This is a genomic window from Streptomyces sp. NPDC001604, assembly GCF_042893475.1.
Classification (GTDB): domain Bacteria; phylum Actinomycetota; class Actinomycetes; order Streptomycetales; family Streptomycetaceae; genus Streptomyces.
In genome coordinates this window covers 1-24,756 of record NZ_JBIAUY010000013.1, presented here as the reverse complement: position 1 = coordinate 24,756, position 24,756 = coordinate 1, and the positions used below count along the sequence as shown (strand labels likewise).

Here is a 24,756-nt window from a genome sequence, read left to right as displayed (position 1 = left end):
GAGATCCTTGCGGTGCGGCCCGATTAGCGTCTCCTTGTCTCGCACGGTCAGCTGATGGACCTCCGCTCCGGCCGGGTGAGAGTCAGACCCTCACCTCAGGCGACGTCACAGCCCTGACGTTCAGTGCGGACGGCAGGTATCTGGCCGCAGGCGACGAGTCCGGGCGTCACCGTCTGGGACAGAGACGTCCGCCGACCCAGGGCCGTACTCCCGTCCCACCCTGCCGAAACCGACGGCGGCGCATCCACCGACGTGTCGGCGCTGGCCTTCTCACCGGACGGCCACCCGCTGCTGCACATCGGGGGTGACGGGCCAGGTCCGGCGCAGAACCCTCGCCGGGACCCGGCGTGACGGCGATGCGGGCGAACGTCATCGTGTCGTCGTCACGGGTGGGTGCCTGTCTGTCGGCGGACACGCTTCCATCAGCGACCATCCGGCGCCGCCCGAACCGGCGACAGCACCCCCCTGATCATCAAGGACAGGGGCAAAGAGTCATACCGGCCCCGAAGGCCACGAGCCCCAACCGGGCTCTACAAGGAAGGTAATGGGTGCCCCGATCGTCCGGCGCGGGGGCCTGCATGGGTCTCCTCGTCGCTCGGTCGCTCCTACGGTGGCGGTCGCCACCGGGTGCTGTCAGGACAGGGAAGGGGCCCGTCCCCGGCCGCGCGGCCGTCTTGCCGGGACATGGATCCGCGCGTCTGGACGCCAGGGACGGGAGTTTCGGCGGTCAGGGTTTGGCGGTCCGGTGCTCGGCCCAGGCTTGCGCCGCGCGCTGCATCGGCTTCGCCCAGTCGTCTGGGCTCTCGTCCGCGATCGAGTCCCACAGCCGGCGTTGGACGCGGGCGAGCGCGTCGAGGCCGGCGGGCGGGGCAAGCTCCCACGCCGGGTGCGCGGCGGCCTCGCTCTCGGCCTGGCCGGGGGCGTGGCCGTGGGCGATGAGCCACAGCAGCCACAGCGCGGGATCGATCCAGGCCGCGCCGAGCGACGCCCACCCCCAGTCGACGAAGAGGGCTCCGCGGTCGGTCATGAGGACGTTGTGCGGGTTCCACTCGGTGTGCAGCAGGCTGCTCCCGGAAAACCATGACAGGTCGGCGGGATCGTCGACGTACGCCCTGAGCCGGTGCGGCATGCTCTTCAGTTCGACGTCCGGTGCGGGTACCTCGGCCAGCCTCGCCATGGTGGCCATGACCGCCGGGAGGTCGGGAGAACCGGGCGTGAAGTCGGCGTGCCCTCCCTCGAGGTACTCGAAGCCGAGAAGGCTCCACCCGCTGTCTTCCACGTGCCAGTGGAGCTCCGGCGCGATGCCCCTCACGTGCGGGCCGATGTCCGCTTCCCGTTTCTGTGTCCAGATCCACGGGTGGTCGAGTGGCAGGCCCTTGACGAACAGTGTGCGATCCGTCGTCCGCACGCGGGCGGCGATGGCACTGTTGCGGCCAGCGTTCACGGTCCCGACGTCGACAACGGGACCACTGGAATTCTCGATCAGCCGCAGCACTGCGTCCGGGAGCTCGGCCAGACGCGGGGTGGGCATTCAGCCTCCAAGGGTGCGGGGCCAGAGCCAGGGCCGCGCGCCACGCACGGCCCTGGCAGCGGGTCAGTTGTAGGGGTTGTCGTCGCCGCAGCCCGGCAGGGTGTGCGCGGTCAGCGCTTCGACGTCCTCGACCAGGACGATCGCATCCGGGTCCTCGATGACGGGCTCCGGCTTGCGCGTGAGCTCGACCATGACAGCAGTCATCTCTACCTCGTTCCGTGTTGGCAGTAGTTCGCGAGCGGTGCCTTCGCCTCCTGGAAGACCTTCGCCATCGGCCTGCACACCCGGCACGTGCCAGACAGGGTGCAGCCGCTGCATCCTCCGGTGCGAAGCATCAGGGACTCGGCTATCTCGCTGAGCCGGGCCAGACCTTTCACGCCTTCGGCGGTCAGGTCGATGTTCGGTTCGCGGCCGACCTTGCAGATCGAGGCCCGCCCGAACGGGTCGGCGTGGAAGAACGTCACGCCGGCGGGACAGCCAGTGAACGGCGCCCGGCTGGTGAGGTACTGGGGCGACTGCGACGGCAGCGGCTCCGCGGTGCCGTGGATGGTGGGCGAGATATTCGCGTACTCGCGGTACCGCACCCCGAGCTGACTCGCCCAGGCCCTCATGGCGTCGACCTCGTGCGTGTTCTCCTGCACGATGATCAGGCTCAGGTCGACGTTCAACCCGGCGGCGACGGCCTTCTCCAGCCCTTCACGGAAGCGATCGAACCCGCCGCGCGAGCGGGTCACCGCGTCGTACGTCTTTGCCGTCGCGCCGTACACGCTCAGCGTCAGCCTGGTCGGCGGATACGTGCGCAGCAGATTCAGGAGGTGGGGCTTGCGCAGCCGCGATCCGTTCGACAGGACCTCGAGTTGCATGCCCAGCTCGTTCGCGAGCCGATACGACTCGGGGAAGTCCGGGTCGATGAGCGGTTCCCCGCCGGTGATCTGGAGCCAGATCACGCCGGCGTCGCGCATAGCGGAGAGCAGTTCCCGCTTGCCCGCCATGTCGAGGCCCTGGAACCTTTTCTCGCCGAGGTAACACATCACGCAGTCGTAGTCACAGCCGAGGTTGATCTCCCACGTTGCCCGGCTGAACGCGAATGGTCCGGCCTCCCGAAACAGCAGGACTTCGTCGACGCTTCGGCCGATCAGGTCCACGCGCCACTGGGTGCGCACGGCGTCGACCAGCCACTGCGGCACGGTGCTGTGATGCGATGCCATGGTGCGCAGCTCATCGAACTTGGCACGCGGGAGCTGCATGGCCTTCGTGCTGCCCGGCCGCAGGATGAGACGCCGCTCTCCGAACGGTGTTGCAACGAGCTGGTGCACGTCGTCTTCCCTTCCTCTGGGGAGAGCCGCTGGTGGGTTCAGGGGCCCTGCGCGGGATTGCGGCCGGCGGCGGGGGACGGGGAGAACATCCCGCCGCCGGGGTTCAGATGGGCGTCACGCTGAGGAGGGTGACGCCGGCATACCGGTACGGGCCCGCATCCAAGTCGGCGCGGCCCCACGACGTTTCGAGGTACGGCAGCCCGAGGTCAGGCACCGCTGTCTGGTGGGTGGTCAACGATGGTCGGACGGTGGGGCGTTGGTGTTGTTGCTGGCTGCTGCGCGCAGGTGGCGGCGTCCTTCGAGGACGAGGTCGAAGACGGCGTCGTGCGCGCAGAGATCATTTCGGTGGCGGGGTGGGGTGATCCAGTAGGTGCCAGGTGGCGCCGTGCGTTCGAGGGCGGGGACGCCTAGGTACACACCGTGCCCGAGTAAGGGGGTGTCGTTGGCGCCGAGCCAGGGGATGCCGGGCCCGTAGGGGACGAGGGCGTAATAGGTGGCTCCGGTGGTGAGGTGGTCGTGGATGACCGGCCCGTCGAGCCTGTCTTGCATGGTCTGGGCGAGGTGGTCGGGCTGGTCGCTGCCGGTGGCGGCGTGGATAAGGGGGCCGGGGATGCGGATGGCGTTGAAGCGTCGGCCCAGAGGGATCAGGGCAACGCCCTGGTCGGTCCATTCCGCATACGCGCGTTGGGGTGTGGGGTGGGCGGTGGCGAGCCAGTGCTTGACGACCTCGGGGGGATCGGGGTGTCTGTCGCTGCGCAGGGGCAGGCTCGGCTCGGTGGGCTGGAGGTGGGGGTTCATGACGAGGGGTCTCCGGTGGGGTGGGCGGTGTGTGGTGGGCCCGGGGGATCGTGTGGCGTGGCGGTCCGGGGATGCCTGGCAGGGGGCGGTGGGCCTGCGTCTCCCTCCCACCGCAGGCAAGGGCGCAGCTCTTCGGGCTGCTGGCTGAGGGGATGGGCCCGCCCCGAGGCTCGACCTGTCCAGGGGCCGGGGGCTCGGGGCGGGTGATCGAGGGCTACCGGTCAGGGCAGATCCCGCGGCCGCTGCTGGGCCCGGTTCGCTGGCGCGCAGTGGGGGTTAGTGGCGGCGGTAAGTGTGGGCGCATCGGGCGTGGATCCGGCCGGTCCGTACGGCTGGCCCGCTGGGGCTGATGTGGTCGTAGGGGAGTGTGTCTTCGTTGTCGTGGAGGGGGTGGTCGCAGGCCAGGCACATGGCCACTTCGGTGAGGGCTTCGTAGTGGTCGCATAGGGCCGTCAGGCGGCGGGCGAGCCGGCGTGCGTGGACGAGGGTCCCGTGTTGTTCGCCCTCATGCACTGTGGTGCGGAGCCTGGTGCGGGCTTCGCCGATGCAGGCGAGGGCGACGTAGCGGGGCACGTCGTCCGTGTCCCGCTTGAGGGCGGCGTGTTCGACTTCGGGGATGAGGAGTTGCAGGTGTCCGCGCAGCAGACCCTGCAGCGTGGCCAGCCCCTCGCCCGCGGGTGGCTGCGCATCCGGCCCGAGCAGCTGGCTGATGCTGTGACGCATGGTGTCGATGTCCACCGGCACGGTGCCGGCGGTGGTTTGTGCGGTGCCGGTCATCGCGCAGCACCTGCGGGCTGGTGGCCGCGGCAGAGCCGCGACGCTGGATGGCGGGCCAGTGCTGTGGGTGCGGGCACGTGCCGGCGCGCTCTCTTGACTGTCGTGCGCGGTGGGGAGACCGGCCCGGTCCGGCCGACCGGAAGGGCGCCGGTGCTGCGCTGCGGCCACTGTCGGACGGTCGCGTGGGGGTCGCTGTTCATCTGCAGGCGCTCCTTCGCAGCGTAGGCCGGTCCAGAAGTCGGGTGACTGCTGGGCGCACCGTCAAGGAAGGGGAAGACCGGCATTTCGAGCCGCCCAGTACGACTGTTCCGCAGTGTCCTCAACGGTGCACGTAACCAGCGTGACGCTCAGTCAGGAGTACAACGCTCACAGTTCTGTGAGTGGGGAGCGCGGCGCTAGAGGCCGACCCAGGAGGCCATGTGGTGGAGGGTGTCCGGGGCGCGCCGGGACAGGTGGACGAGTCCTGTGATCGTTTCGCGGGCCGCGGGGTGGTAGCGGGTCTGCTCGGGCGCCAGGCGGCGGGCCTCGACCAGCGAGGTCAAGGCGCCCTCGGTGTGCCCGGTCTCCATCTCGCAGCGCGCCTTGTCGATGAGGAAGTGCGCGCGGCGGGACGTGGCCAGCTGCGTGGGCAGTCTCATCTTCCGGGCCTGTGTGAGTGCGTCGTCGTAGCGGCGCATCTCCACGGCGGCGGACATGCGGTGCAGGTCGACGTTGGCCGGCCCGAAGCTGAGCCAGTGCACGTCGGAGGCGTCCCCGGTTCTGGCCGCGATCGCCCCTGCTTCGGCGAGGTGGCCCTCGAGGGCGGCCTCGCTCGCGGCGCGCGCGGCGATGACCGAGCCGCCGAGGTGGAGTTGTCCGGTGACGGCGAGCGCTTCGCGGCTCTGGTCGGCCTGGCCGACGACCTCGCGTCCGGCGGCGATCAGCCGTTGCCCGATGCGGTACTCGCCTTCCCGAAAGTACACCAGGGCCCGCATGTACTGGCGCACCGCGCCCAGGCAGGGGCTCGAGGCCCGCTCGGCAGCCCATCCCATGCGGTCCAGGGCCACGGAGGACAGGTCGTAGTAGCCGAGCTTGACGCTGATGTCGTGCGCGGTGCGATAGGTGGAGGCGAGCGCCCGCCACAGCTCGCTGGACGGCGCCGCCCAGGCGGTGTGCGTGAGTTCGGCGATGAGGTCCGGCAACTGCCGGGCCGCGCTGCGCAGATGCGTCGCCCGCACCTCGGCACACATCCGGTCGGCTTGCGCAATGAGCTCGCCTGCTGGCCGTGCCGTCAGGTCGGGGTTGACGCCCAGGTCGTACAGGTCGAGCGCCTCGCGGATCGGCCGGATCAGCTCGGCCAGCCGGTCACGCTGCAACTCGGTGACATACGGCTGCCCGGTCAACACCGTCACGTCCACGTTGAGAACCTTCGCGCACGCCGCCACGAAGTCGGCTGTGGCGGGGCGGGCGCCGCACTCCACCTGGTTGAGCAGGCTGTACGAATACGGCAGCACATCAGCCATCTGACGCTGCGTCATCCTGGCCAGCCTGCGCTGCTCCTTGATACGCGCGCCCGTGTGGTTCTCATCCCGCGTGGGCATACCAGCTCTCCGTTCTCAGCGCCCACAGAAACAGTACCCGCGGCGTTCGCTCTCACAGGCGCACACGACTCAGACGCCCCTGCGCCCGCGGGCCGTTGGGTGTGATCGGATAGCCGGCATGACGACCACTTCGCGCGTGCTGTACCTGTTCGGCTCGGCGGCTCCGCCCGTCTTCGACGTGGCGAAGACCATCCGGCACGCCCAGCACCAGGGCTGGGACGTGTGCCTCGGTCTCACCCCTACCGCCGCGCGCTGGCTGGCGCCGCAGCAGGCTGAGTTGGAGCGGCTGACTGGGCACCCGGTCCGCAGCGAGTACAAGATGCCGCACGAGCCGGATGTGTGGCCGAAGGCGGATGTGATCGCCGTCGCGCCGGCCACGTTCAACACGATCAACGCGTGGGCGCTGGGCCTGACCCGTGACTTCGTGGTCGGGGTCGTCGCCGAGGGCATCGGCAAGGGCATCCCGATGGTGGCGATGCCGTGCGTGAACGCCGCTTACGTGCAGCACCGGCAGTTCGAGCGTAGCGTCGCCGAACTGCGAACGATGGGCGTACGGGTCCTGTATGGCGAGGGCGGCTTTGTGCCCAACCAGCCAGGCCAAGGTCGGCCGAAGGAGTACCCCTGGGCTCTGGTCCTCGACGCTGCTCGGGAGCTGGTTGAGACCCAGCAACCCGGGCATGGGAGCCGATGAGCCGACGGGAATCAGCCGCCTCGTCCATCGCGGCGGCAGCCTGCTCTTCCCCTCGCCAGGAACTGCGGCTCATGCCAGGGCTGTTGCGAAACCCCATCGAGGTCGGCCGGGAGGCTGACGACGCTGCACGGGCTCGGGCCGATCCGCATGTCTACGGTTGCCTGCCGTGTACTTGTGGATGGATGTGCTGCGGTCGCGAACCGGTCTCCTGTGCGCAGTGGGTGGGCAGTGAGCCGGGCTGCGCACGTGGAGAGAGTGGTGGCATCCAGCCGTGGTCGGCCCGTCGGTCTGTCGTGGTCGGGTCCATGGTCGGTCTCAGGCCGGCCTGCGCAGCCGCCTCGAGCCCTGTCGTATGCCGCGTTCGGGCGGCTCGATAACTGCGCCGTTGGCGCATGGTGCGCATGCGAATGCGCGGAATGCCTGTCCTCGTGCGCAGGCTCGGTGCGGTTGCGCATGACCGGTGGCTGCTGTGGTGGGGGTGATGGGCAGGGCCGCGGTTCGTCGTGGTCGAGGTCCGGGTGGCGGCCCAGTAGCGCCGGTTACAGAGCAGGGAGCGGACCGGGTGGATCCTCGGTTCCTAGGAGCAGGACGTGGTGGCCGACGGCCTCGGTGACGCCGTCGGTGACTCGTTCGACATCGAGACGCAGCCGGATGCGTCCGGCTCCTTCGCCGTTGCGCTGCAGGTCCTGCTCCAGTTCGTCGTCGAGGCGGTCCAGGGCGGCTTCCGCCGCGGCGTAGTCGGCCAGGTCCCGGGCGAGGAGCTCGCGGGTGGTGGTGTCGCGGACCTGGTAGTGAGGCATGCGCGGCTCGTCCGTCTGATGGTGGGCGGTTAGGTGGCGGGGTCGGCGATCTTGCGTGCCGCGTTCACGGCGCGCGACCAGACGTCGGGGCTGCCTCCGTGCTCGCGGGAGAGGGAGGCGGCGAGTCCCCGGATGTCGCCGCGCTCGCGCAGGGCGGCCAGGGCGACGGCCGCCCGCCGGTCGGCCTCCGAGCGGGCCGGCGCGGCCGCGGTCCGGTGCTCGAGGGCGTTGCGTACGACGTACTCCCAGGACCTCTGCGGCCCGCCGTACTGCACGCTGAGCTCCGCGGCCAGCCCCGGGTGGTAGCCGTCGCGGTCGATTCGCTCGGCGGCGTACTGCTCGGCGAGCTGCGTGGCGGTGAGCGGCTCACCGCCGGCGCGGGCGCTCAGCTCGGCCGCGAGGATCTCCTCGAGGGCGGAGGGCCGCCCGACGGCCGCGCCGGCCTGGGGCCCGGGACGGCGGCCGGCCTTGCCGAGCTTGTCCCCGGTGCGCTTCTTGTCGAAGTCCTGCAGGTCGCCGACACGGAAGGCGGGGATCATGCGGCCGGTCGGACCCTCGACCGGCTCGGCGAGGGGCTTGGGGAAGTAGTCGGGGTTGTCCTTCAGGTACTTGCGGATCGCCGACGCTCCGCTGAAGCCCAGCCACTCGGCAGCCGTGTTGATGGAAACGACGTCCTCCGGGTCGGCCTCGTGCAGGGCAGGGTCGGCCTTGAGGACCTTGCTCGCCTTCTCCTGCTGGAACCAGGTGTAGAAGTCGCGGAACTGCTGCTCGTCGTAGAAGTCGGCTCCGTCGATGCGCTCCTTCTCCGGGTGGCGGTGCTCCTCGGGCTGCTCGAGGCGGATCTTGTACCAGCGGGCCGCGGTGCCGACGCTGGCGCCGGTGAACTCGCGGATCCAGTCGCGGTTGACCACGGCACGGTCGCCGACGAGGCGACGCTGCGGGTTCAGGGCCTTGGACATGGCACTCTCCGGTTCGGTCCGCGGCCCTATACTGAGGGCCTGCTCCTCTTCTTCCTCCGGCGCTCACGCGCCGGCGGCGAGTCGAGTTGGTGATGGTGGTCGGCGGGACGTTCGGCCGGGGTTGCCGCCCTGGGTCGACACCCTCGTGAGGGGGTGCCTTCCGCCGCCCACCGCTTTTACCGCCTGTTTCGCGTAATCAATATGACGCTCTTAGCGGGTGGCTGTCAATCTCGCCGGCACCCAGAGCACGTCACAGCCGACTGCGGCGGTGCGCGGCCCACTCCCGTTCGAAATGCGGCACCTTCTTGTCCCGGACCTGGAAACGGGGCGGTGACCATCAGTTCCTCCACGGTCGGCAGCTCCGGCCCCCGCTGCTGGACCCACGCCCGCACCCGCCCGTAGCGCTCGTCGACCTCGACCGGGACGCCGTGCCGCTCCGAGACGCTCCGCAGCCTCCGGCCGAGAGCAGATGTCGGCCCACGTCGTCCCGCTCCGCCGAGCGCATCGCCCGCCCGCGCCGAGTCGGGGCCCGCCTTCGCGACGGCAAGAACCGCCGCGCGTGATGCAGGGCCCGCGGGTAGGTGAGCTCTCTCATGAGGCGACGTGGTGCGAGTAGGCAGAACCTCTTGGGTGTACTGCAGCCTTACGTCTCTGCCCTATTGATCGGCGATCTCGCACTTCCGACGTACGTCTCCCAGGATGGACAGCATCGAGACTATTGAGGCCAACATATATCCCGGTAGGGCAACTCAGGGAGGTATGTCTCCCACTGCTCGTGTGTGAGTCCCCCGCCGGCCCGCTTGCATACGGCAGTGGCAACGCGCCCCAGGTCGGTGGCTTGGGTTCGCAGGGGTATATGTTCCCCGGCGATTTGGAGCGTCCGGCCGTCGCGGCTGAAGGAGAGGGCTCGGATCGCGTCACTGGCAGTTGACATTGTCGAGCCCAGCGGCTGCGCGGAGACGACGTCCCATAGGCGTACGGTTCCCTCCTTCCCTCCCACGGCGAGCAAGCTACCGTCTGGAGAGAAAGCGAGTGCCGAGACGGCCTCAGCGTCCTGTGTCCCGGCGGCGAGCCGCGCTAGACGTCGTCGGCCTTCGTTGTCCCACAGGAAGACCCAGCCTGCGTCGTCGCCGACCGCCAGTCGATCACCCGAGGGACTGAACTGGAGCTGGGTGGGCACGCCATCGCGGCTGAGTGCGCGACCTGTCCATCGGCCGGACGGGAGCGCAACCAGCTTGCTGTAAACGGTCGCCAGGAGCCTTCCATCGGGCCGCAGCGCCAATGGCTCATCTGTGTCCCCGAACGGGAGGCCGATCTCGGCGTGTTCCGGAACAGTGCGCCTCCAGATCCGGCTCGCACTGCGTAAAGACCACTGCTCCCACTCGCTCTCGCCTTCCGCCCGCATCCGGTACGTCAGCAGCGAGTGATCGTCTGGGCCTAGCAGTATGCCAGAGACATTGCTGGGGTTTCGGCCCTTGTCGGTGAGGTCCAACAATGATATTTCGTGGTTCTCGCCGGTATCCCAGAGTCTGATCCGCTCCGGCCACTGGTGAGACGACTGCACTGCTGGGCTGGTGCCGTAGGCGAAGGTTCGTCCGTCGGGGCTGAACGTCATGTGGACTGTGCATCCGCTATCTTCCGCCGACTGGCAGCGTCCAGGCAGCAATTTGGTGCGGCGGTTTCCGGTAGTCTTCCGCAGTTCGAACGTGACAGTGTTTCCGTCGAGTCGAGCGGTAGCTAAGAAACGTCCATCCGGGCTGAATCTCGCCTGGTAGTTAGTGTCTCGATGCCAGTCGGAGTCGGCGCCTGTGTCAAAGGCGACGGTATTGACCGTTGACGCAGTCAGGTAGCGGACAACTCCTTCTTTTGCATCGACCCTTACGTTCGAACTGGCACCTACAGCGTTTGGGGTCCCACCCACCTCTGCAGAGAAGTCATAACGAAGGATGCGACGTTGCGGGCCTTTCATGCACCACAGGGTGACGTCCCCGTCGCCGACGACCGCCAGATACCTCCCGTCGACGCTAAAAGTGACCTCTGATTGAACATCAGTGGAGATGCCAGGCAGCCTCCTTCCGGTAGCCGTGTTCCAGATCCGCACGCCGTCGTCCGTGGGCATGGCCAGGAGGTCACCTGTACCGAATGCCATAAAGCCGTCACAAGCGCTCTGCCTGGCCACTTTCACCCAGGCCGCATGGACTTGTCGTCGGTTTAAGACATCCCACACTTCGAAGGAGCCCGAGTTGGTGCATATCGCAACGAATCTGTCGTCGGGGCTTACAATAGCCTGCTGAAGGTCTGTTATCTGACGCTTGAGGAGTAGTCGGTGACTACGGATGTTCCACAATTCTACGGACTTCTCGCCCTCGATGAGCAGCGTGCGACCGTTCGGGCTCAGTTTCGCATCAGACCATGCAAGCTGGAATGGCCTTCCGATTGATTTGCCCGACATCAGATCTCGAACTTGAAGAGAGTTGGGCAGCAGGTTGCCGACGAGAAGTTCTCGCGCATCGGAAGAAATGTCTATGCCAAGCCCGTCATCGACCTGTGGGAAGGATCCGGCGGGTCGACGGGTGCGGACGTCCCAGCGTCGCACCCTGTTGCCACCAGTAATTACGAGAGTTCGGCCATCGCCGCTCAGAAAGGTATTACCGTCTGCCGGCTGTTCCGGTATGGCAAACGAGTCGCGTTCCTGCTGTGTACTGGCTGCGAACAGGGCCGCCGAAGTGTCCGTGTTGGCGCTGATTCGCCAGGCGGCAACGCTGAGTCGCATGGCTAATGCGGGGTCGGTGGAGCGCAGTGAGCTCGCTAGGGAGGCTATGCGCCGGGCTGCGGCCTCCTCCTGGCGCCGGTCATTCTCACGGTTCTGTTGCCAGGCGATCGTGCCAGCGATCAGGGCGAGCGCCAGCAGCAGCGAGAGGGACGTAACGAAGGTACGTAGTCGGCGGCGTTCCTTACTGCGGCCCACGCGGCTGGCGGACAGGAAGTCCTTTTCAACGGGAGTAAGGCCAACGGAGCGCTCGGAGGCGAATGCTTCCTCGGCAGAGGCCAGCCGGGCGCCGCGATACAGTGCCCCTGGATCGCGATTGAGGTTATCCCACGTCCGTGCAGCTTCGGTGAGTTGACGGTGAAGTCGCAGGAGATCGCGGGCTTCATTGATCCATTGCCGCAGTCGGGGCCAAGCGGTGATCAGGGCTTCGTGGGCCAGGTCGACGGTGTCGTGCTCGAGCGTGAGTAGGCGGGCGCGGGCGAGGTGTTCGATGACCTGGGCGGTGTCGTCGGGGTCGCCGAAGTCGAGTTCCGTACGGGAAGCGGGCCGTCGGGTGTCGGGCATTCCCTCACCCGGGGTGATCAGGCGCAACAGGATCCGGCGGGCGAGGGCAGCCTGCGACGGGGTCAGCTGAGTGTGGACGTCTTCGGCGGTGCGGGCGATGGCGCCATGGAGGCCGCCGGCCGCCTCGTAGACCTGGGTGGTCAGTGCGCGACCTTTGCGGCGGCGCCAGGTCTCGAGCAGGGCGTGGGACATCAGCGGCAGGGCGCCGGGTTCGCCTTCGACCTCGTCGAGGATGCGTGCGGTTAGGGCGCGTTCCACGATCATCCCCGCGGCCTGGGCGGGTTTGATGATGGCCTCGCGTAACTCGTCGCGGCTCATGGGGCCGACCAGCACGGTCCCGTCCTGTAACGCGGCGGTCAGGGCAGGATGTTCGGCGCAGCGGCCGAGGAAGTCGGCCCGCACGGCGATGGCGACGCGCAGATGACTCGCGGCATCGGTTGCCGCCAGGAGTCGGTCGATGAACTGGTCGCGTTCGGCCGGGTCGGTGCAGAGGGTGTAGAGCTCTTCGAACTGGTCGACGATCAGCCACGTGTCCCCGTCGGCGTCCTTCGGTAGCAGCCGTTGCTCATGGACGCGCAGGGGATGCTCCCCAGGAGTGAGGACGCGTACGGCGGCCGGCCACGGACCGGTCGTCCCCGGGCTGCGCAGGCGCGGGATGAGGCCGGCGCGTAGCAGGGAGGATTTGCCACTGCCCGACGGACCGAACACAGCGGTGAACCGGCGGGAACGGGTCAGTTCGAGCAGGCGGTCGGTGAGCTTGTCGCGGCCGAAGAACAGGTCGGCGTCGTCGGCCTCGAAGCGGGCCAGCCCCCGGTAGGGAGGCTCCGCACCTGCGTCTGGGAGGCGAGGCTGAGCAGCCTCCTCTGCGGCTACCTCACGCCACCGCTCCTCCCACTCTTCCAGGTCGCCGCCACAAGCCTGGACATAGGCGAGGACGATCGGCAGGGTCGGCAGCCGCTCTCCCCCAGCTGCCTGCGACAGCGTGCTTGCCCCCTGACTGGTGCGCTGCGCCATCGACCGGTACGTCGGACTGCCGGCCTGCGCGCGGAGCTTGCGCAACTCGAACGCGAAGCGCGCAACTGGCCCGGCACTAGGGTCAAGTGGGCTTTCCCGACGCCCCGCCATCGACAGCACCCCCAACTGTCCCCCGGTCCCCCGTGGACACGGCACGACGAGCCGCCACGCTAGGCAGGTGCGTGGCGGAAGGCAAACCACAGGCACCTTCTTTGGCCAGTGGCGTGTGACCTGCAGTGCGGCCATTGATCCGAGTGGCGAAACCGGCTGCCCATTCAATCCACGGGCCGCTGAACTCGATGACGTGAACGCAGCAGGGCCACTGAAGAGCCTTTCGCCCGAGGCTCTCCCGGTGGCTCGCTCAGCACGATGAGGAAGGGAGAACGAAATGCCTGCATCGGATGGCCGCAGCCGGCAGCAAAGGAGGAGTCGGGACATGAGCACCGGCAAGCGGATCAGTGCGCTCGCAGCCACCACAGCGCTCGTAGGATTGACCGCCCTCGGCATCACGGCACCCGCCGCCACGGCTGCTGCCCCGACGGCTGCCATTACGGCGGCAGGTGGGACCGCGCCAGCCTGCATCCACCGCCACGTACACACGCATCTTGCCTACGTCAGGCTCAGCAACTACTGCGGCAAGACCATGTACGTCGCGGTCGTCACAGGAGGCCTGTTCGGAGGCACCGGCAGCTGCCACAAAATGCCCAACCACAGTGTCCGCAGCGAGTCCTGGAACCGAATCACCGAGCACTACCGTAAGACGGTTGTCTGCTGACTGGTGTCCCCGCAAGGTAGCCAGCCGAAGCAAGCGCCTCGATCGGCATCCGGGCGGTGGCGCTGTTGCGTTCCGGCTACCGGTACCAGGCTCGGCGCCGGCCGCCGCCCTGCCGCCGCGATGGAGCGGGTGGGATCACCCGCTGGAGCAGCTCCTGCAACCCGTCCGGTACATGCGCTCCGTTGATCAGGCTGGCAAAGCCGACTGCCCATTCAATCCCCAGTCGGCTGAACTCGATCACATGCCGCCACAGTGGCACCGCTGCCGGAGCAACTGCTGCCCCACGGGGGTGGGCGGCGCCGTCCCGCTCGGGCCGAGCTCCGAACGGGCGGACCGTCCTCCGCCATTCCGCATCAGGACGCGAAATACCAACGAAAGGATGGCAGATGACCTCACGTCAGAACCACGACACAGCGACCACGGAACGCACAGCACGAAGGAAGAGGGTCGTTCGCGCCGTATCGATCGCCGCGATCGGGCTGGCGGTCACGGCGGGCGCGACCACCACGACGTCCGCCGCGAGCAAGTACAGCAACTGCAGCAGCCGAGGCGGAATCCTGTCCATCGGCACTGAGTACAACTTCGCCAGCCAGAACACCGTCTGGGTCACCAACGCCAGCTTCACCATCGAACGCAACGGCGGCCACCACAACAACGTCTACCTGCGGCTTCGCAAAGGTGACGGCACGGATGTGTGGGCGTGGACGAGCCAGGACGACGTGTGGGGAGGCCAGACGAAGACCAGGACCGTGAGCAAGCGTGTCCCGCGCAGTTCCAGGCCGTACCTGAAGGGCCATGCGACCTTCGACGTGACAGGACGGGACCCTTCGTGCGCCGCCTACATCAAGTACTAGCGGCCATGCCGCCCGCCCGCGGCCGGCGTATGCCGGCCGCGGGCGGGCGGCAGTCTGGGAACGCAAGGGCCAGGACGGCGCTCGGCGGCCTCGTGCTGCTGTGCCTCATCGCCGTGGCTGTCCCATGGGGCGGGACGGTCACCCACAGCTCGCCCCGAAACGACGGCGGGCCGGAGACTGCCTTCTCCGCACCCGTGATCCTGGATGCGGACCGCTATGGAGCCCTCGTACTGGAACCGCGTTCAGCAACAGTGGTGGGAGTCGGTGAACACGGTACGGTGCGCTGGAGGGACCGGAACATGGCTGGCTCGGCCGATGTCTCGTGCCTGAGGCGCTGTCCGGATGCGGTCGGCTCGGGATCCGCCGACGCTACTGGGCGTTCATCGACCATCTGGCGGATCGGCTCGGCGCGACGTGTGGAGGCCGCCACAGCCGGGCTGGTGCTCTGGGCCGACGCCCCGTCGGACGCCATCGTTGCCCGCACGGTCCCAGGCGGTACCCAGGTCTTGGAGATTCGTCGCTCCCACAGGTCCCAGCGGTACCCGCTCGCCGGGAGTAATCCTCAGCTGTTCACCGCCCGAGACCGGTCACTTGCTGTCCTTCTCACGTTTGAGGGACAGGAAGCGGAATACCGGCTCCTCACCCGCGGACCTGCGGGGTGGACCATCTCGAAACCGAGCCACACCGCCGCCACCAGCGCCTGTCTGGCCGGGCAGCGAACCCCCATGGTCCTGTATGACGCGAACCACGCCTCGCTGGCGCAGCCCGGGCGCGGCGCCCTACGAGCCCTGCCAGTGACCCACATCGGCCGGTGCTCGGTCACCACAGACACCATCCTGGTACAGCGCTTCATTGACGACACCGTTCACGGTCCACAGACCACGACACGGCTGCTCGACACCTCCGGCCACGTCAAGTGGCAACGCGCTGACCCCGGCCTGCACCCAGCCAACGCGGATCCGGATACAGGGTCAATCGCGCTACCCACCGACGCCAGCGTGCTCATCCTGAGCCAAGAAGGAGAAATCGTGCACCGCATACCGAGAGCAGTGGACGCACAGTTCACGTCCGCTGGATGCCTCGTACTCCTGGATTCCCGCCTCCGGGTTACCCGACAGTGCCTGCACACGGGTGCACCCCACGGCCCTGGCAGTAGGCGCGACAACCGGCCGTAGCCCCGGTGGCTGCGTAGGTGAGACCGGAGCGCGCTTGTAGGCGGTTCCGGAGAGCGGTCTGGGTCTGCACCCTTGTGGAATGTTGCTGAGAACTGGCAGCAGGCAGTTGCGTTGGAACCTGGATGACGTCAAGCAGATGTTGACCGTAGGCTCTCGGCGAAGGGCAGGTGCGGTGGACATCACGGTGCAGTGGATCAAGACGTCCTGGACGAAGGAGTCTCGGGGCGGGGAGGCCGATGCCCCGCAGGAACGCGGTGCCGGTCGGCTTCTCGTTGCCCCAGGTGGCCTCCGGGTTTGCCCACTTCGTCCAGATGTCCGAGCGTGACGGCTTCGAGCCACGTTCGAGCCAGAAAGACCTCCGCGAGGTCGGTGTCAGCCTGCGGGACGAAGGTGATCGGCTCCGAGTGCACGCTCGTGTGGAGCCGCTCTTCGGGTTGCCGCCTCGGCCGCGCAGGCCGCCGGCAGTTCGACTGCTTCCCGGGCAGTGGGTCCGCTGGCAGTTGAACTACCGGTTCACCAGCGCCCTGGGGATCCGTGGTTGGTCGTACTGGCTGGACACGTTCAACATCGCCTATGGCCCCGTCGACCGGGATATCTTCCTGTCAGAGCCGACCGTGATCGTCGATGAGTCTGGGCCAGTTCGATAGAGCAGGCGGACTGCGCTCAGACGGCTGCTCGTTCCGCTTGGGCGCGGGTGGTGGCGAGGCGGTAGGAGTCGGTGCCGGTCTCGATGATGTTGCCGCCGAAGGTGAGGCGGTCGACGATGGCCGGGCAAAGACGGGGGTCGGTGAAGGTCTTGGTCCAGCCGGAGAATGACTCGTCGGAGGCGATGGCGACGCTGTTCTTCTCCTCGGCCGCCTGAAGCGGCCCGCGCCGCTCGCGGGTGCGCAGGGTCAGCTGGTAGCCGCCGGGCAGGTCGGCGGAGACGCTCGCCGCTGCCGGACGTCGGGGTGCGACGACGGCGTCGGACAGGCCGTAGGTCGGAGAGACGGGCTCGAACTCGGACATGGCGCAGGCCTCCACGGCGGCGGTGGGTGGTGCTGGTCAGTGGGTGATGCGGGCCCGGGCCTTGTCGGCCTGGACGTGGATCGCGTCGGTGTGTGCGGCGGCGCGGACCTTGTCGGCCCAGTCGGCGGCGCGCTGGGCCAGTTCGGCGAGGCGCATGAAGGAGGCGTCCTGGTGCTGGCGGGCGCGGTCCATGAGCGCCGCGTGCTCGGCGGTTAGTTCCTGGGCGGTGTACGTGGCGATCGCTTCGGCCCCGTGGCGGCGGGTGACGCGCCCGAAAGGGCAGGTGCCTTCTTCCTGCTCGATGACGGCGAGGTCGGCGGCGGGCCAGCCGGTGTCCTCGTCGCGGGGGCCGAGTTGGATGTCGAGCACGCACACCGCGTCCGGATCGTGCAGGCCGTCAGCCTGGTAGCGGATGTGCGGCCGGGGAACCGGGCCGGTCTGGCGCTCGGTGTGCGCGCGCCACCGTTCGGGGGAGGGGGTCCTCCTCGTCCTGGTGGAGGCGGTGAAGGTAGGAGAGAAGGGCGGGCAGCTGCCAGGCGGGGGAGCCGAACGGCGCGGCCGGCATGGCGAGCCCGGACCGGGCGATCAGGCCCGTGTGGTTGCTGACGGCGGCTTGGGCGACGAACAGCGAGGTGGTGAGGCGGAGTTCGGAGCGGAGCATGGCGAGGCCTTCCGGGCGGGCGGCGCGCAGAGAGGGAAGGGAGAGGGGGCCCGGGCCGGACCGGTGAGGTCCGGCCCGGGCGGCGAATCAGGACGCGTCTTCGGTGTCCTCGTCGGCCTGGCCGTTGGTGTCGGCCGCGTCCGGCTCGCCCTCCTGGTAGGGCTCGTCGTTGACGATGGCCTGTTCGATGCTGGAGAGCGGGTAGCCGGTCTCGGCGAGGAATGTCAGCCATGTGCGGGCGTCGGCACGCATCTCGCGCAGCTCGTAGACGGCGGAACGGGCGGTGGGGTCGGTGCGCCAGATCCGCACCTCGCCCATCCGCTTCTCGAACGTCGCGGCCAGCACCGCGAAGTTGAGCAGGGTGAGCTTGGCCGGGTTCGCCGACTGGACGCGCTCGGCCGGGTTGTCGTAGCCGGTCAGCTCCTTGACCAGGTCGCGGCGGCCCGCGTCGCCCACCCACTGAGCCACCGGCTTGGGGCAGGCAAGGAGCTGCTCGGTGACGAACGCCGCGAGCGGCTTCGGCGCGGTCTTGCGGCTGAGGAGGTCCTTCAGCCACGCCTGCCGGGCCTTCTCGGCGGCGCGGTAGGCCTTGTTGCCCGCCTTGACGTACTCGCGCGACGGCTCCGACGTCTGGGCCGCACCGGTCGCCTGCGGCTGCTCCTCGTCCTGGCCGCCGTCCGTCTCGGGGGCGTCCTCCTGGGGCGGGTAGTGGCCGAAGCGCTCCGGGTCGGTGCAGAAGTACTCCACCTCGCCGGGTTCACGGGGGTTCTCGGCCCAGGTCGCCACGTGCCCGGGGCACTCGGCGTGCGCCTCGGCGGCCATGGGCTCGCCGTCCGGGCCGTCCAGCTCGCTGAGCGGCTCGGCGGTGGCCGGAAGCGTGTCGCCGTCCTCGGCCAGTCGCACGCCTGCGGCCTGCAGCTGGGGGCGGACCTGCTCACGGACGCGCTGCTCGGCGCGGTCGTCGCGCTCCCACTGCACCTGGAACTCGAAGCGGCCCTTGGCGTAGGCCTCCAGCAGCCGGTTGACGGCGTCTGCGTCGTCGTCGAACTCGCCCAGCACACCGAGGACTTCGAGGTCGAGGTCGTACGTACCGGCTTCGGCGAGTGCCGAACGGGTCCGCTCGCCCACCGACTTGGCGGTCCTCACCGCCTGGGACACGTCCCTGCGGGAGCGGCCGGTGAGCTCGGCGACGCGTGCCTGCTTCATGCCCGCGCCGACCGCGCCGAACAGAGCGTCGGCCTGCTCCAGCTCGGTCAGGCCCCGGCGGTAGTCGTCGTCGTTCTCGATGAGCTGGTCGATGAAGTCCTCGCCCGCCTCGCGCATGGAGGGGTCGAGCACGTACGCGGGGACCTCGATCGCGTCCTGCTCCGGCTCGGTCTCCTTGGTGGCCCGGGCGGCGAAGTAGCGCCGGTGACCCATCTTCAGCTCGTAGGCGTCCTCGCCGAGCGGGAGGACCACGACGGGGACCTTCACGCCGTTGGCCGCGACGGACTTGAGGAACTTCTCGTCCAGGCTGAGGTCCTGGCGGACGTTGTGCTCATTGACGCGGATCTGGCCGAGCTGCAGGGTGACCCGCTGCATCGGTGTGGTTGTTGCGGTGTCGCTCACGGATTGCTCCTCGTGCGATCGGTTGGTGTTGAGCAAGTTGCCGCTTGCCCGTGAAATCAATTATACGCCGTTTAGGGGTTGGGGCAAGGCCTTTTATCCCTGGTCGGCTGGGGCGCGGTGCTGCGGATCTCCTCTGCGACACCTTCGGCAACCGCCTCGATGTCCTCGGGGGTGTGGACCTCGCGGAACACGGCGATGGGGCCAAGGGGGGTGAGGCTTGCCCACAGGCAAAGCTCGCCGTGTTCGTCGACGTGGAGCTCGTACCTGTCGGCTCCCGGGGCGTCCAGGTGGCCGGAGGCTTTCCATGGGCCGGCGGTGACCGTCCAGTTGCCGCCGAGGATCTCGGCGACGCGGTCGGCGACTGATGCGGGGGTCGTCATGGGGCCTGGTCCTTTCGGGCCGGGCCCGGGGGCGGTGCGCCCCCGGGCTGGCCAGGTGATCAGTCCTCGTGGGGTTCCATGATGGTGATCACGGGTTCGCCGTGGTCGCCGGGGCCGATGGCGCAGAGGAGCCGGACCGGCCGGGCCTGCCGGGTGCGGCCGTCGCGCGGCACCCGCCGCAGGTCGACGATGACGCGACCGCCGCCTCCGCCGCTGCGCCGGATCGCGTGGCGGGTCATGGTCAGCACGTCCCACAGACGACCACGCTCGTCCTGCGGCGTCTGCCGCTCGCTATCGCACTCGTTCCACGCCACGCAGCCCTCCCATACGGCGCTGGTGAGGGCGACCGGGACACGGAAGCCGGCCTCCCGGGCCAACTCGGCGTCGGCGGCGACCAGGACGCCGTCTGCCAGTGCCCGGGCGCGGGTGTAGGCGTGGATGATGCCGCCCGGGTCGGCCAGGGGGAGCGACCGCATGGCGTCGGCGCTGACCGTGTCGTCGTCGGTGACGGCGGCGTCGTGCAGCACCGAGTCGATGCGGGACAGCACGCTGTCGTGGCTCACCTGCCCTTCGCGCGGCGAGGCGGGGCGGTGCCGGGCGGGCTGCTCCTGAGGGGAGCTGGGGCCGTGGTCGGCCGGTGCGGGGCCGGTGGGCGACGGGGCGGTGCCCTCCTCGGCCACCATCGCCGCGTGCACCTCCAGCATCGTCCCCAGGGCCGTAACCCTCCCGGCGTCTCCGGAGGCCTCGGCCTCGGCCCGCTCCTGCTCGAACTCATCCCGGATCCGCTCGTGGCCGTAGCCCTGGGCGAGCTTCACGCGGACGGTCTTTCCCACGAGATCGACCGCCAGGGCGGACAGGTGACCGGGCAGGCGGTCACCGTCCGGCACACCGGATGCCCGCGCGTGCCGGGCGAGCGTGCGCGCCGCGCTGCGGTCCTGCGCGTTGGCCGGTCCGGCGGCCTGGTCGGCGGGGCGGGAGCCGGGCGCGGCGGTGGGGGCCGCGGGAACCTCGGGGGCTGGCTCGTCGTCGGCCGGGGTGGCGGGCTCCTCGGCGGTCAGGACGTAGAACCGGTTGGAGTGAACGTGAACCGTCCACTTCTGCCCCGGGGTGTCCTCGGTGAGCCGGGCGCGCGGCATACTCTCCCACGCCCTGAAGGCGTCTGCCGGGTCGACCGGCACCATGTTGCCGCTGTCGGAGTCGTAGGCGTGGCAGGTGCGGGCTGCCGTGCGGATCTCTGTCACGCGCTTGGTCCAGTTCCGGCGGATCGTGGTCATGGTGTGTCCTCCTGCTGTGAGTTGGTGCCGGATGAGTTGCCGCTCAATCCGGTAGGGGGCCGGGCGCCATGGTCGGCGCCCGGCGGGATGGTCAGGCCCTGGCGGCCGACTCGGCGGCACAGGGCCGCGCGGGTGGCGTCCAGCCGTGGTACCGAGATGCCGCCCGGCGGCAGACGCACCCAACGCCGGTTCCAGGAGTCTCGGGCGTGCCAGGCCAGGCGTCCGATGCCCGCGCACAGGTCGATGATCCGGTCACCCGGGACCACGTGGTGGGTTCGCCGGCGAGCTCGGCCGGGGTGAGGAACGCTCCGTCCAGAGTGCGGCCCATGTTCGTGGACTCGTGGGGGTGGTCAAGAACGATTCCTTCTCGGTCAAGTCCCGGTCCATGTCGACCAGTTCGTGCGCCCGGTTGTGCTGTTTGGTCTGCTCCGGTCCGGGCACTGCCCGGACCGGCCGGGGCTCGGGTGCGGGTGGGCGTCACCTCGTGCGCAGGTCGGCGACCAGGGCGGTTGAGTTGTCGGGATAGGGCCCTGCGTGGCCGATCGCCATTGCGGCGACAGCGCGCGCGGCTGCCTGGGCGGATCCGGTGAGGTGGCTTTCGAGGCTGCGGTTGGAGTCCTCCAGGGGCTCGTACGCGCCGTCGCTGGCAAGCAGGAGGCGGCAGTTCTCCATGCCGCGGGTGACGGACTCGATCGCGGGGTGGCCGTACACGGCCTTCGTCTCCTCGTCGGTCTCCGTTGCTCCCAGGCAGGAGGTGACGCGGTTGCGGCTGCCTCCGAAGACGCGCCGAAGGTTGTGGTCGGCGGTGAGGTGGTGGAGGGTGCCGCGCAGGGTGAGGATGTAGGCGCGGGCGTCTCCGCACCAGGCGACGGTGAGGGGCTTGCCGGGGGCAGTGACGGCCACGACGGCGCACGCGGAGGGCAGGTCGTAGCGGGCGTACTTGTCCTGCCGCTCCGGTTCGGCGGCGTAGTCCTCGTAGACGGCCCGTAGGCCAGCTTCGGCGTCGGCGCGGTGGGCGGCGGCGCGGGCGAGTCGACGGGCGGCGGTGCGGGTCCAGTCGCGTACCTCGTCGCTGGAACCGATGCCGTCGCACAGGACGTAGGCGCGGGCGCCATTGTGGGTGTAGGTGGCGGTGGCGTCGCACTGGTGGGAGCGGGCGCCGATGAGCTGGTAGGTGGCGTGGGTGCGCATGAGGACTCCAGGAGGCGGGCCGGGCGCCGTGGCGCCCGGCCGAAGGGCGTGGGTCAGGCGGTGGGGCGGGTTCGGGAAGCGCGGTGGTGACGGTCAGGTCGGCGGCGACGCAGCCGTGAACTCGGTCTCGGCCGGAACGTCCGCCGTCACGGCTGCGCGGTAGGCTGTGTGTGGGCGGTGGGCGTCTCAGCGGTCACCAGGTCCGCGATGGCGCGCCACGCGATGCCCTCGGCGGCCCGCTGGCTGTTGCGGGTCAGGGTGGCGCCGTCCCACCGGTAGCCCCGGGCGGTGAGCCGCCACACGCACCGCAGGACGCTTTCCCGGGCCTCCTGGTGGGCGGTGGGCACCAGGGCGCAGTGTCCGGACGCTGCGTTTCGACGGCGGCCGTCCATCCAGCCGTTTCCGCGCGGGTGGTGAGCTGGGCCAGGTTGCGTGGCAGATCGCAAGCGGGGCGGTGGGCGCCGGCACTTCGGCAGGTGCCGGGGCCGGCTCCTGGGCGGGGGGTGCGCGAGCTGATGGCGGGGCGCGTGGTCGCGCTCATGTCGGGTCACTCCTGGTCGGGTTGGTGCCGGGTGAGTTGCCGCTCACACCGGGAGGCAGGGGCGTTCCCGCCGGAGCCGGTCGCACGACCGGCCCCGGCGGGGTGGTGCTCAGTTGCGGCGGTTCGGAGGCCGGTTGTCTCGGGGCGCGGTGTGGCTGGCGCTCTCGCCGTGCGTCGGGGCCTGGTCCGGGCGGGGCACCCGCTCGGCCTGCCGGTACTCAAGACCTGGCTGCGGGGCCACCGGCGCACCCGTCTCGGTGTCGACGGTGTACGCCTCCCGGATCTCCCGTGCGGTGAGCGGTCGAAGCCAGAAGTTCCGGACCCTCCAGCCGCGTACGAACTCCGACCCGTCGGGGCCGAAGGTGCGCACGACCAGTCCACCGGTGGAGCATCCGACCATGCCTGCCGCGATCACGATGGCTACGCGCAGGGCGGCGGCCTCGTTGACGACCAGGAGGTCACCGATCACGGTGAGCTGCTGGCCTTCCGTGAGCTCACCGTGCGGCGTGCTGGAGCTGGCCACCAGGTGGTGTGTCCCGTCGCCGAGAACGTCACCCACGAGGGACAGATACGCATCTGTCGCGCGGTCGATCATTGCGTGTGCCGTGGCGGCGGCGGCGTGCATCGCGTTGTCCGTCACGGGTTCGCTGACGGGTGCGGGAGTCCACCGCATCTCGTCCATGCCGAGATCCTGGTCCGGGTCGACGTTCTGCCCTTCGAGGCTCTGCCGTACGTGGTTCTGGTACTCGCTCATCGTTGCCCTGCCTGTGGTTGTCGAGTTGGCGGCGGGTGAGTTGCCGCTCATCCGCAGAATCAATAATACACTTTACCGGGAGGTTCACCACCAGGACGTGGGCAGTTACAGCGTTTCGACCGGCGTCACGGTCGTACGGAAGAACGGGTTGCGGGTGAGGCTGAATCCAACCCGCTTGGTCTCGCCGGTACTCTCGCGCTTGCCGTAGACCTCGACGTCGGTCAACTCACCTTCGTCATAGGTCACTTGTAAGACAGTGCCTTCCCATACCTCTGGCCACGGGGCGGGCAGGTTCGCGGTCCTCGGACGGGCGTGTGCGGCCAGACCCCGCGTGGGGGTGCGCTCGATGCGTACCCGCTGCCCTCGGCTGATCGGTCCTGTGGCGGTCATGCTGTCCTCTCTGCGGTAGCTGTGACTCCGGGAGGGTGGGACGACCGGCGACCGCCCCACCCTGGGCGCGTCACTGCGTCCGGGCTGCCCGCTGCTGCTCGGCGGCCGTGGACAGCTCGTTGACCCCGTGGCGGGCGTGGTCGGCTTGTACGCGCTCGGCGACCTCGTCGGCAGACGGGAGCCCGAACCCTCCGTCAAGGGCGAGCACTTCGTACGCCTCGCGCCACCCGCGCACCTGGCACTCGACGGCGGCCCGGGACGCGCACGCGATCGTCAGACCTCCGACCGTCACGGACAGGGCACCGATTCCATCCGGGCTGACTGCTGCGCTCCGGGCCCGGATTTTGGCGCGGCGGGGTGCGTCGTCCAGGATCACAAATGAATTGATGGTGAGTTCGGGCTCACGCAATTCGCCTGCGTCTACCTGCTCGGGGAAAATCCGGTCGAGCATTGCGGCGGCCTCGCACCAGCCTTCCCACCAAACGCGTGCGCCGGTAGGGTGCCGGAATTCGATGATGGCTGTCGGGATCTTGAGAAGGGGAATGAGCGTCAGACCAATATGCGCGTCGGTCTCGTGCTCTCCAGCAAGGTGGATCGTGAGCCGGCTTACCGCGTCAACGGTTTCCGTGTTCAAGGGAACTCCTCGTGTTGGTGATTGAGCCTGAGCCAGGTTGCCGCCTGAACTCGAAATCAATAATACACTCTCTATCGGGTCCGGGCACCCCACACACCGGAACCTGCAACATCTCTTGCGTCTTCTCTTCCGGCTACTCTTGCGCCTTCTCTTGCAACATCTCTTGCGTGACCCTCGCGGCACGGCTCCACGTTCCCGCTGGTCAACCAAGGGTTCTACGCATGGCCGGGGGTCTGACATCCCCTCTGCTGCCACTTGTCCCGCACCGATTGAAGGAGAGTGAGGAATGGGGGCGGGGGCGGTCGAGCGGCGGCCTCGGGGATCGGGCGCGGCCTAGGTGACTGCTGCGCGTCGGCTCCGCCGCCGCGCCGGGGTGGGGGCTCGGCGGCCCGAACGGGGGCCTGGAGAGGTGGAGTTCTGGCGGGGTGTGGAGCTGGGGGGGCGTCCATGCTCGGCGTGGGCTGTGGCTATTGGTTTGCCGGGAATGATTCGAGGGGCGTATTCTCGATTTCTGTTGAGGATAGGGGAATTGAGAGGAAGTCAGTTCGGAATACTCTGGGAAGAGGATTCGAAGAATTCAGTATCCGTAACAGTGTGGGATTTCTGAGTACGTGTCAGTTCCTTCTATCCCCGGAGACGATCCCGTCCCACCCTGGTAGCTGCGCTTTCCAGGAATTCGCGGAGCGAATTCCTGGTGGGATTGCGGAGCAA

General features: G+C 68.9%; 23 protein-coding genes and 2 pseudogenes. 4 read left to right on the top strand and 21 right to left on the bottom strand.

Going from position 1 to position 24,756, the window contains the following annotated elements; translation table 11 throughout:
- Positions 1-727: 727 nt before the first annotated feature.
- From ACFY1E_RS30060 to ACFY1E_RS30035, 6 genes are all read right to left on the bottom strand, one after another.
- Entirely contained in the window at positions 728-1,531 is an 804-nt protein-coding gene (locus tag ACFY1E_RS30060) for an aminoglycoside phosphotransferase (protein ID WP_389081139.1), read from the bottom strand.
- Positions 1,532-1,594: 63 nt separating this feature from the next.
- The gene (locus ACFY1E_RS30055; protein ID WP_351483166.1) at positions 1,595-1,735 is read right to left on the bottom strand and encodes a hypothetical protein; all 141 of its coding nucleotides are present in this window, start codon (positions 1,733-1,735) and stop codon (positions 1,595-1,597) included.
- Positions 1,736-1,737: 2 nt separating this feature from the next.
- Positions 1,738-2,847 carry a radical SAM protein gene (locus tag ACFY1E_RS30050; RefSeq protein ID WP_389081136.1) on the bottom strand — a complete coding sequence of 370 codons (1,110 nt, stop codon included), beginning with the start codon at positions 2,845-2,847 and terminating at the stop codon, positions 1,738-1,740.
- A gap of 231 nt (positions 2,848-3,078) precedes the next feature.
- Positions 3,079-3,645: a hypothetical protein gene (locus tag ACFY1E_RS30045; RefSeq protein ID WP_389081134.1), complete on the bottom strand. Its 567-nt coding sequence runs from the start codon at positions 3,643-3,645 to the stop codon at positions 3,079-3,081.
- Between the two features lie 276 nt (positions 3,646-3,921).
- The gene (locus ACFY1E_RS30040) at positions 3,922-4,422 is read right to left on the bottom strand and encodes a DUF6415 family natural product biosynthesis protein (protein WP_389081132.1); all 501 of its coding nucleotides are present in this window, start codon (positions 4,420-4,422) and stop codon (positions 3,922-3,924) included.
- A gap of 395 nt (positions 4,423-4,817) precedes the next feature.
- Positions 4,818-6,002 (bottom strand): helix-turn-helix domain-containing protein, encoded by a 1,185-nt coding sequence (locus ACFY1E_RS30035; protein WP_389081129.1) that lies wholly within the window; start codon positions 6,000-6,002, stop codon positions 4,818-4,820.
- 118 nt (positions 6,003-6,120) lie between these two features.
- Here ACFY1E_RS30035 and ACFY1E_RS30030 point away from each other — a divergent pair, with 118 nt between their 5' ends.
- Positions 6,121-6,693 (top strand): flavoprotein, encoded by a 573-nt coding sequence (locus tag ACFY1E_RS30030; RefSeq protein ID WP_389081127.1) that lies wholly within the window; start codon positions 6,121-6,123, stop codon positions 6,691-6,693.
- Positions 6,694-7,232: 539 nt separating this feature from the next.
- On the opposite strand, the gene ACFY1E_RS30025 is transcribed toward ACFY1E_RS30030, so the two are convergent.
- The 3 genes from ACFY1E_RS30025 to ACFY1E_RS30015 form a co-directional block, all read right to left on the bottom strand.
- On the bottom strand, positions 7,233-7,493 hold the full coding sequence (locus ACFY1E_RS30025) for a hypothetical protein (RefSeq protein ID WP_389081125.1): 261 nt from the start codon (positions 7,491-7,493) through the stop codon (positions 7,233-7,235).
- Positions 7,494-7,522: 29 nt separating this feature from the next.
- Positions 7,523-8,452, bottom strand: coding sequence for a hypothetical protein (locus tag ACFY1E_RS30020; protein WP_389081122.1), 930 nt, complete (start codon positions 8,450-8,452; stop codon positions 7,523-7,525).
- 715 nt (positions 8,453-9,167) lie between these two features.
- Positions 9,168-12,800, bottom strand: coding sequence for a hypothetical protein (locus ACFY1E_RS30015; protein ID WP_389081120.1), 3,633 nt, complete (start codon positions 12,798-12,800; stop codon positions 9,168-9,170).
- A gap of 436 nt (positions 12,801-13,236) precedes the next feature.
- Here ACFY1E_RS30015 and ACFY1E_RS30010 point away from each other — a divergent pair, with 436 nt between their 5' ends.
- The 3 genes and pseudogenes from ACFY1E_RS30010 to ACFY1E_RS30000 all read left to right on the top strand — a co-directional run bounded on the left by ACFY1E_RS30010 (position 13,237) and on the right by ACFY1E_RS30000 (position 16,251).
- Positions 13,237-13,575 (top strand): hypothetical protein, encoded by a 339-nt coding sequence (locus ACFY1E_RS30010; RefSeq protein WP_389081118.1) that lies wholly within the window; start codon positions 13,237-13,239, stop codon positions 13,573-13,575.
- 386 nt (positions 13,576-13,961) lie between these two features.
- Positions 13,962-14,429, top strand: coding sequence for a hypothetical protein (locus ACFY1E_RS30005; protein ID WP_389081115.1), 468 nt, complete (start codon positions 13,962-13,964; stop codon positions 14,427-14,429).
- 1,347 nt (positions 14,430-15,776) lie between these two features.
- A pseudogene (locus tag ACFY1E_RS30000) lies at positions 15,777-16,251 on the top strand (hypothetical protein).
- A 16-nt stretch (positions 16,252-16,267) separates the two neighbouring features.
- Here the strand turns inward: ACFY1E_RS30000 and ACFY1E_RS29995 are convergent.
- The 12 genes and pseudogenes from ACFY1E_RS29995 to ACFY1E_RS29940 form a co-directional block, all read right to left on the bottom strand.
- Positions 16,268-16,468 (bottom strand): annotated as a pseudogene (locus ACFY1E_RS29995) (ATP-binding protein); the annotation flags it as partial.
- Between the two features lie 180 nt (positions 16,469-16,648).
- Positions 16,649-16,981, bottom strand: a complete 333-nt coding sequence (locus ACFY1E_RS29990; RefSeq protein ID WP_389081112.1) for a hypothetical protein — start codon at positions 16,979-16,981, stop codon at positions 16,649-16,651.
- A 28-nt stretch (positions 16,982-17,009) separates the two neighbouring features.
- Entirely contained in the window at positions 17,010-17,273 is a 264-nt protein-coding gene (locus tag ACFY1E_RS29985; protein WP_389081110.1) for a hypothetical protein, read from the bottom strand.
- A gap of 87 nt (positions 17,274-17,360) precedes the next feature.
- Positions 17,361-18,881: a ParB/RepB/Spo0J family partition protein gene (locus ACFY1E_RS29980; RefSeq protein ID WP_389081108.1), complete on the bottom strand. Its 1,521-nt coding sequence runs from the start codon at positions 18,879-18,881 to the stop codon at positions 17,361-17,363.
- Positions 18,882-18,952: 71 nt separating this feature from the next.
- On the bottom strand, positions 18,953-19,261 hold the full coding sequence (locus tag ACFY1E_RS29975) for a hypothetical protein (RefSeq protein ID WP_389081106.1): 309 nt from the start codon (positions 19,259-19,261) through the stop codon (positions 18,953-18,955).
- A 59-nt stretch (positions 19,262-19,320) separates the two neighbouring features.
- Positions 19,321-20,535 carry a DUF6573 family protein gene (locus ACFY1E_RS29970; protein ID WP_389081104.1) on the bottom strand — a complete coding sequence of 405 codons (1,215 nt, stop codon included), beginning with the start codon at positions 20,533-20,535 and terminating at the stop codon, positions 19,321-19,323.
- The gene (locus ACFY1E_RS29965) at positions 20,532-20,801 is read right to left on the bottom strand and encodes a hypothetical protein (protein ID WP_389081102.1); all 270 of its coding nucleotides are present in this window, start codon (positions 20,799-20,801) and stop codon (positions 20,532-20,534) included. Before ACFY1E_RS29965 ends, ACFY1E_RS29970 begins: the two co-directional genes overlap by 4 nt.
- A gap of 211 nt (positions 20,802-21,012) precedes the next feature.
- Positions 21,013-21,726 (bottom strand): protein phosphatase 2C domain-containing protein, encoded by a 714-nt coding sequence (locus ACFY1E_RS29960; protein WP_389081099.1) that lies wholly within the window; start codon positions 21,724-21,726, stop codon positions 21,013-21,015.
- 146 nt (positions 21,727-21,872) lie between these two features.
- The gene (locus tag ACFY1E_RS29955) at positions 21,873-22,073 is read right to left on the bottom strand and encodes a hypothetical protein (RefSeq protein ID WP_389081097.1); all 201 of its coding nucleotides are present in this window, start codon (positions 22,071-22,073) and stop codon (positions 21,873-21,875) included.
- Between the two features lie 303 nt (positions 22,074-22,376).
- Positions 22,377-23,021: a hypothetical protein gene (locus ACFY1E_RS29950; RefSeq protein ID WP_389081095.1), complete on the bottom strand. Its 645-nt coding sequence runs from the start codon at positions 23,019-23,021 to the stop codon at positions 22,377-22,379.
- A gap of 105 nt (positions 23,022-23,126) precedes the next feature.
- Positions 23,127-23,267, bottom strand: coding sequence for a hypothetical protein (locus tag ACFY1E_RS29945; protein ID WP_389081092.1), 141 nt, complete (start codon positions 23,265-23,267; stop codon positions 23,127-23,129).
- 214 nt (positions 23,268-23,481) lie between these two features.
- A complete protein-coding gene (locus ACFY1E_RS29940; protein ID WP_389081090.1) occupies positions 23,482-24,045 on the bottom strand; it encodes a hypothetical protein in 564 nt (187 codons plus the stop codon).
- Positions 24,046-24,756: the final 711 nt, after the last annotated feature.

Excerpts from the sequence above, each read along its gene's own strand:
- ACFY1E_RS29960 (WP_389081099.1), bottom strand. The coding sequence starts at position 21,726 with ATGCGCACCCACGCCACCTACCAGCTCATCGGCGCCCGCTCCCACCAG.
- ACFY1E_RS30025 (WP_389081125.1), bottom strand. The coding sequence starts at position 7,493 with ATGCCTCACTACCAGGTCCGCGACACCACCACCCGCGAGCTCCTCGCC.
- ACFY1E_RS30005 (WP_389081115.1), top strand. The coding sequence starts at position 13,962 with ATGACCTCACGTCAGAACCACGACACAGCGACCACGGAACGCACAGCA.
- ACFY1E_RS29970 (WP_389081104.1), bottom strand. The coding sequence starts at position 20,535 with ATGACCACGATCCGCCGGAACTGGACCAAGCGCGTGACAGAGATCCGC.
- ACFY1E_RS29985 (WP_389081110.1), bottom strand. The coding sequence starts at position 17,273 with ATGCTCCGCTCCGAACTCCGCCTCACCACCTCGCTGTTCGTCGCCCAA.
- ACFY1E_RS30010 (WP_389081118.1), top strand. The coding sequence starts at position 13,237 with ATGAGCACCGGCAAGCGGATCAGTGCGCTCGCAGCCACCACAGCGCTC.
- ACFY1E_RS30020 (WP_389081122.1), bottom strand. The coding sequence starts at position 8,452 with ATGTCCAAGGCCCTGAACCCGCAGCGTCGCCTCGTCGGCGACCGTGCC.
- ACFY1E_RS30015 (WP_389081120.1), bottom strand. The coding sequence starts at position 12,800 with ATGGCGCAGCGCACCAGTCAGGGGGCAAGCACGCTGTCGCAGGCAGCT.
- ACFY1E_RS29975 (WP_389081106.1), bottom strand. The coding sequence starts at position 19,261 with ATGACGACCCCCGCATCAGTCGCCGACCGCGTCGCCGAGATCCTCGGC.
- ACFY1E_RS30035 (WP_389081129.1), bottom strand. The coding sequence starts at position 6,002 with ATGCCCACGCGGGATGAGAACCACACGGGCGCGCGTATCAAGGAGCAG.
- ACFY1E_RS30030 (WP_389081127.1), top strand. The coding sequence starts at position 6,121 with ATGACGACCACTTCGCGCGTGCTGTACCTGTTCGGCTCGGCGGCTCCG.
- ACFY1E_RS30045 (WP_389081134.1), bottom strand. The coding sequence starts at position 3,645 with ATGAACCCCCACCTCCAGCCCACCGAGCCGAGCCTGCCCCTGCGCAGC.
- ACFY1E_RS30060 (WP_389081139.1), bottom strand. The coding sequence starts at position 1,531 with ATGCCCACCCCGCGTCTGGCCGAGCTCCCGGACGCAGTGCTGCGGCTG.
- ACFY1E_RS29950 (WP_389081095.1), bottom strand. The coding sequence starts at position 23,021 with ATGAGCGAGTACCAGAACCACGTACGGCAGAGCCTCGAAGGGCAGAAC.
- ACFY1E_RS30055 (WP_351483166.1), bottom strand. The coding sequence starts at position 1,735 with ATGACTGCTGTCATGGTCGAGCTCACGCGCAAGCCGGAGCCCGTCATC.
- ACFY1E_RS30040 (WP_389081132.1), bottom strand. The coding sequence starts at position 4,422 with ATGACCGGCACCGCACAAACCACCGCCGGCACCGTGCCGGTGGACATC.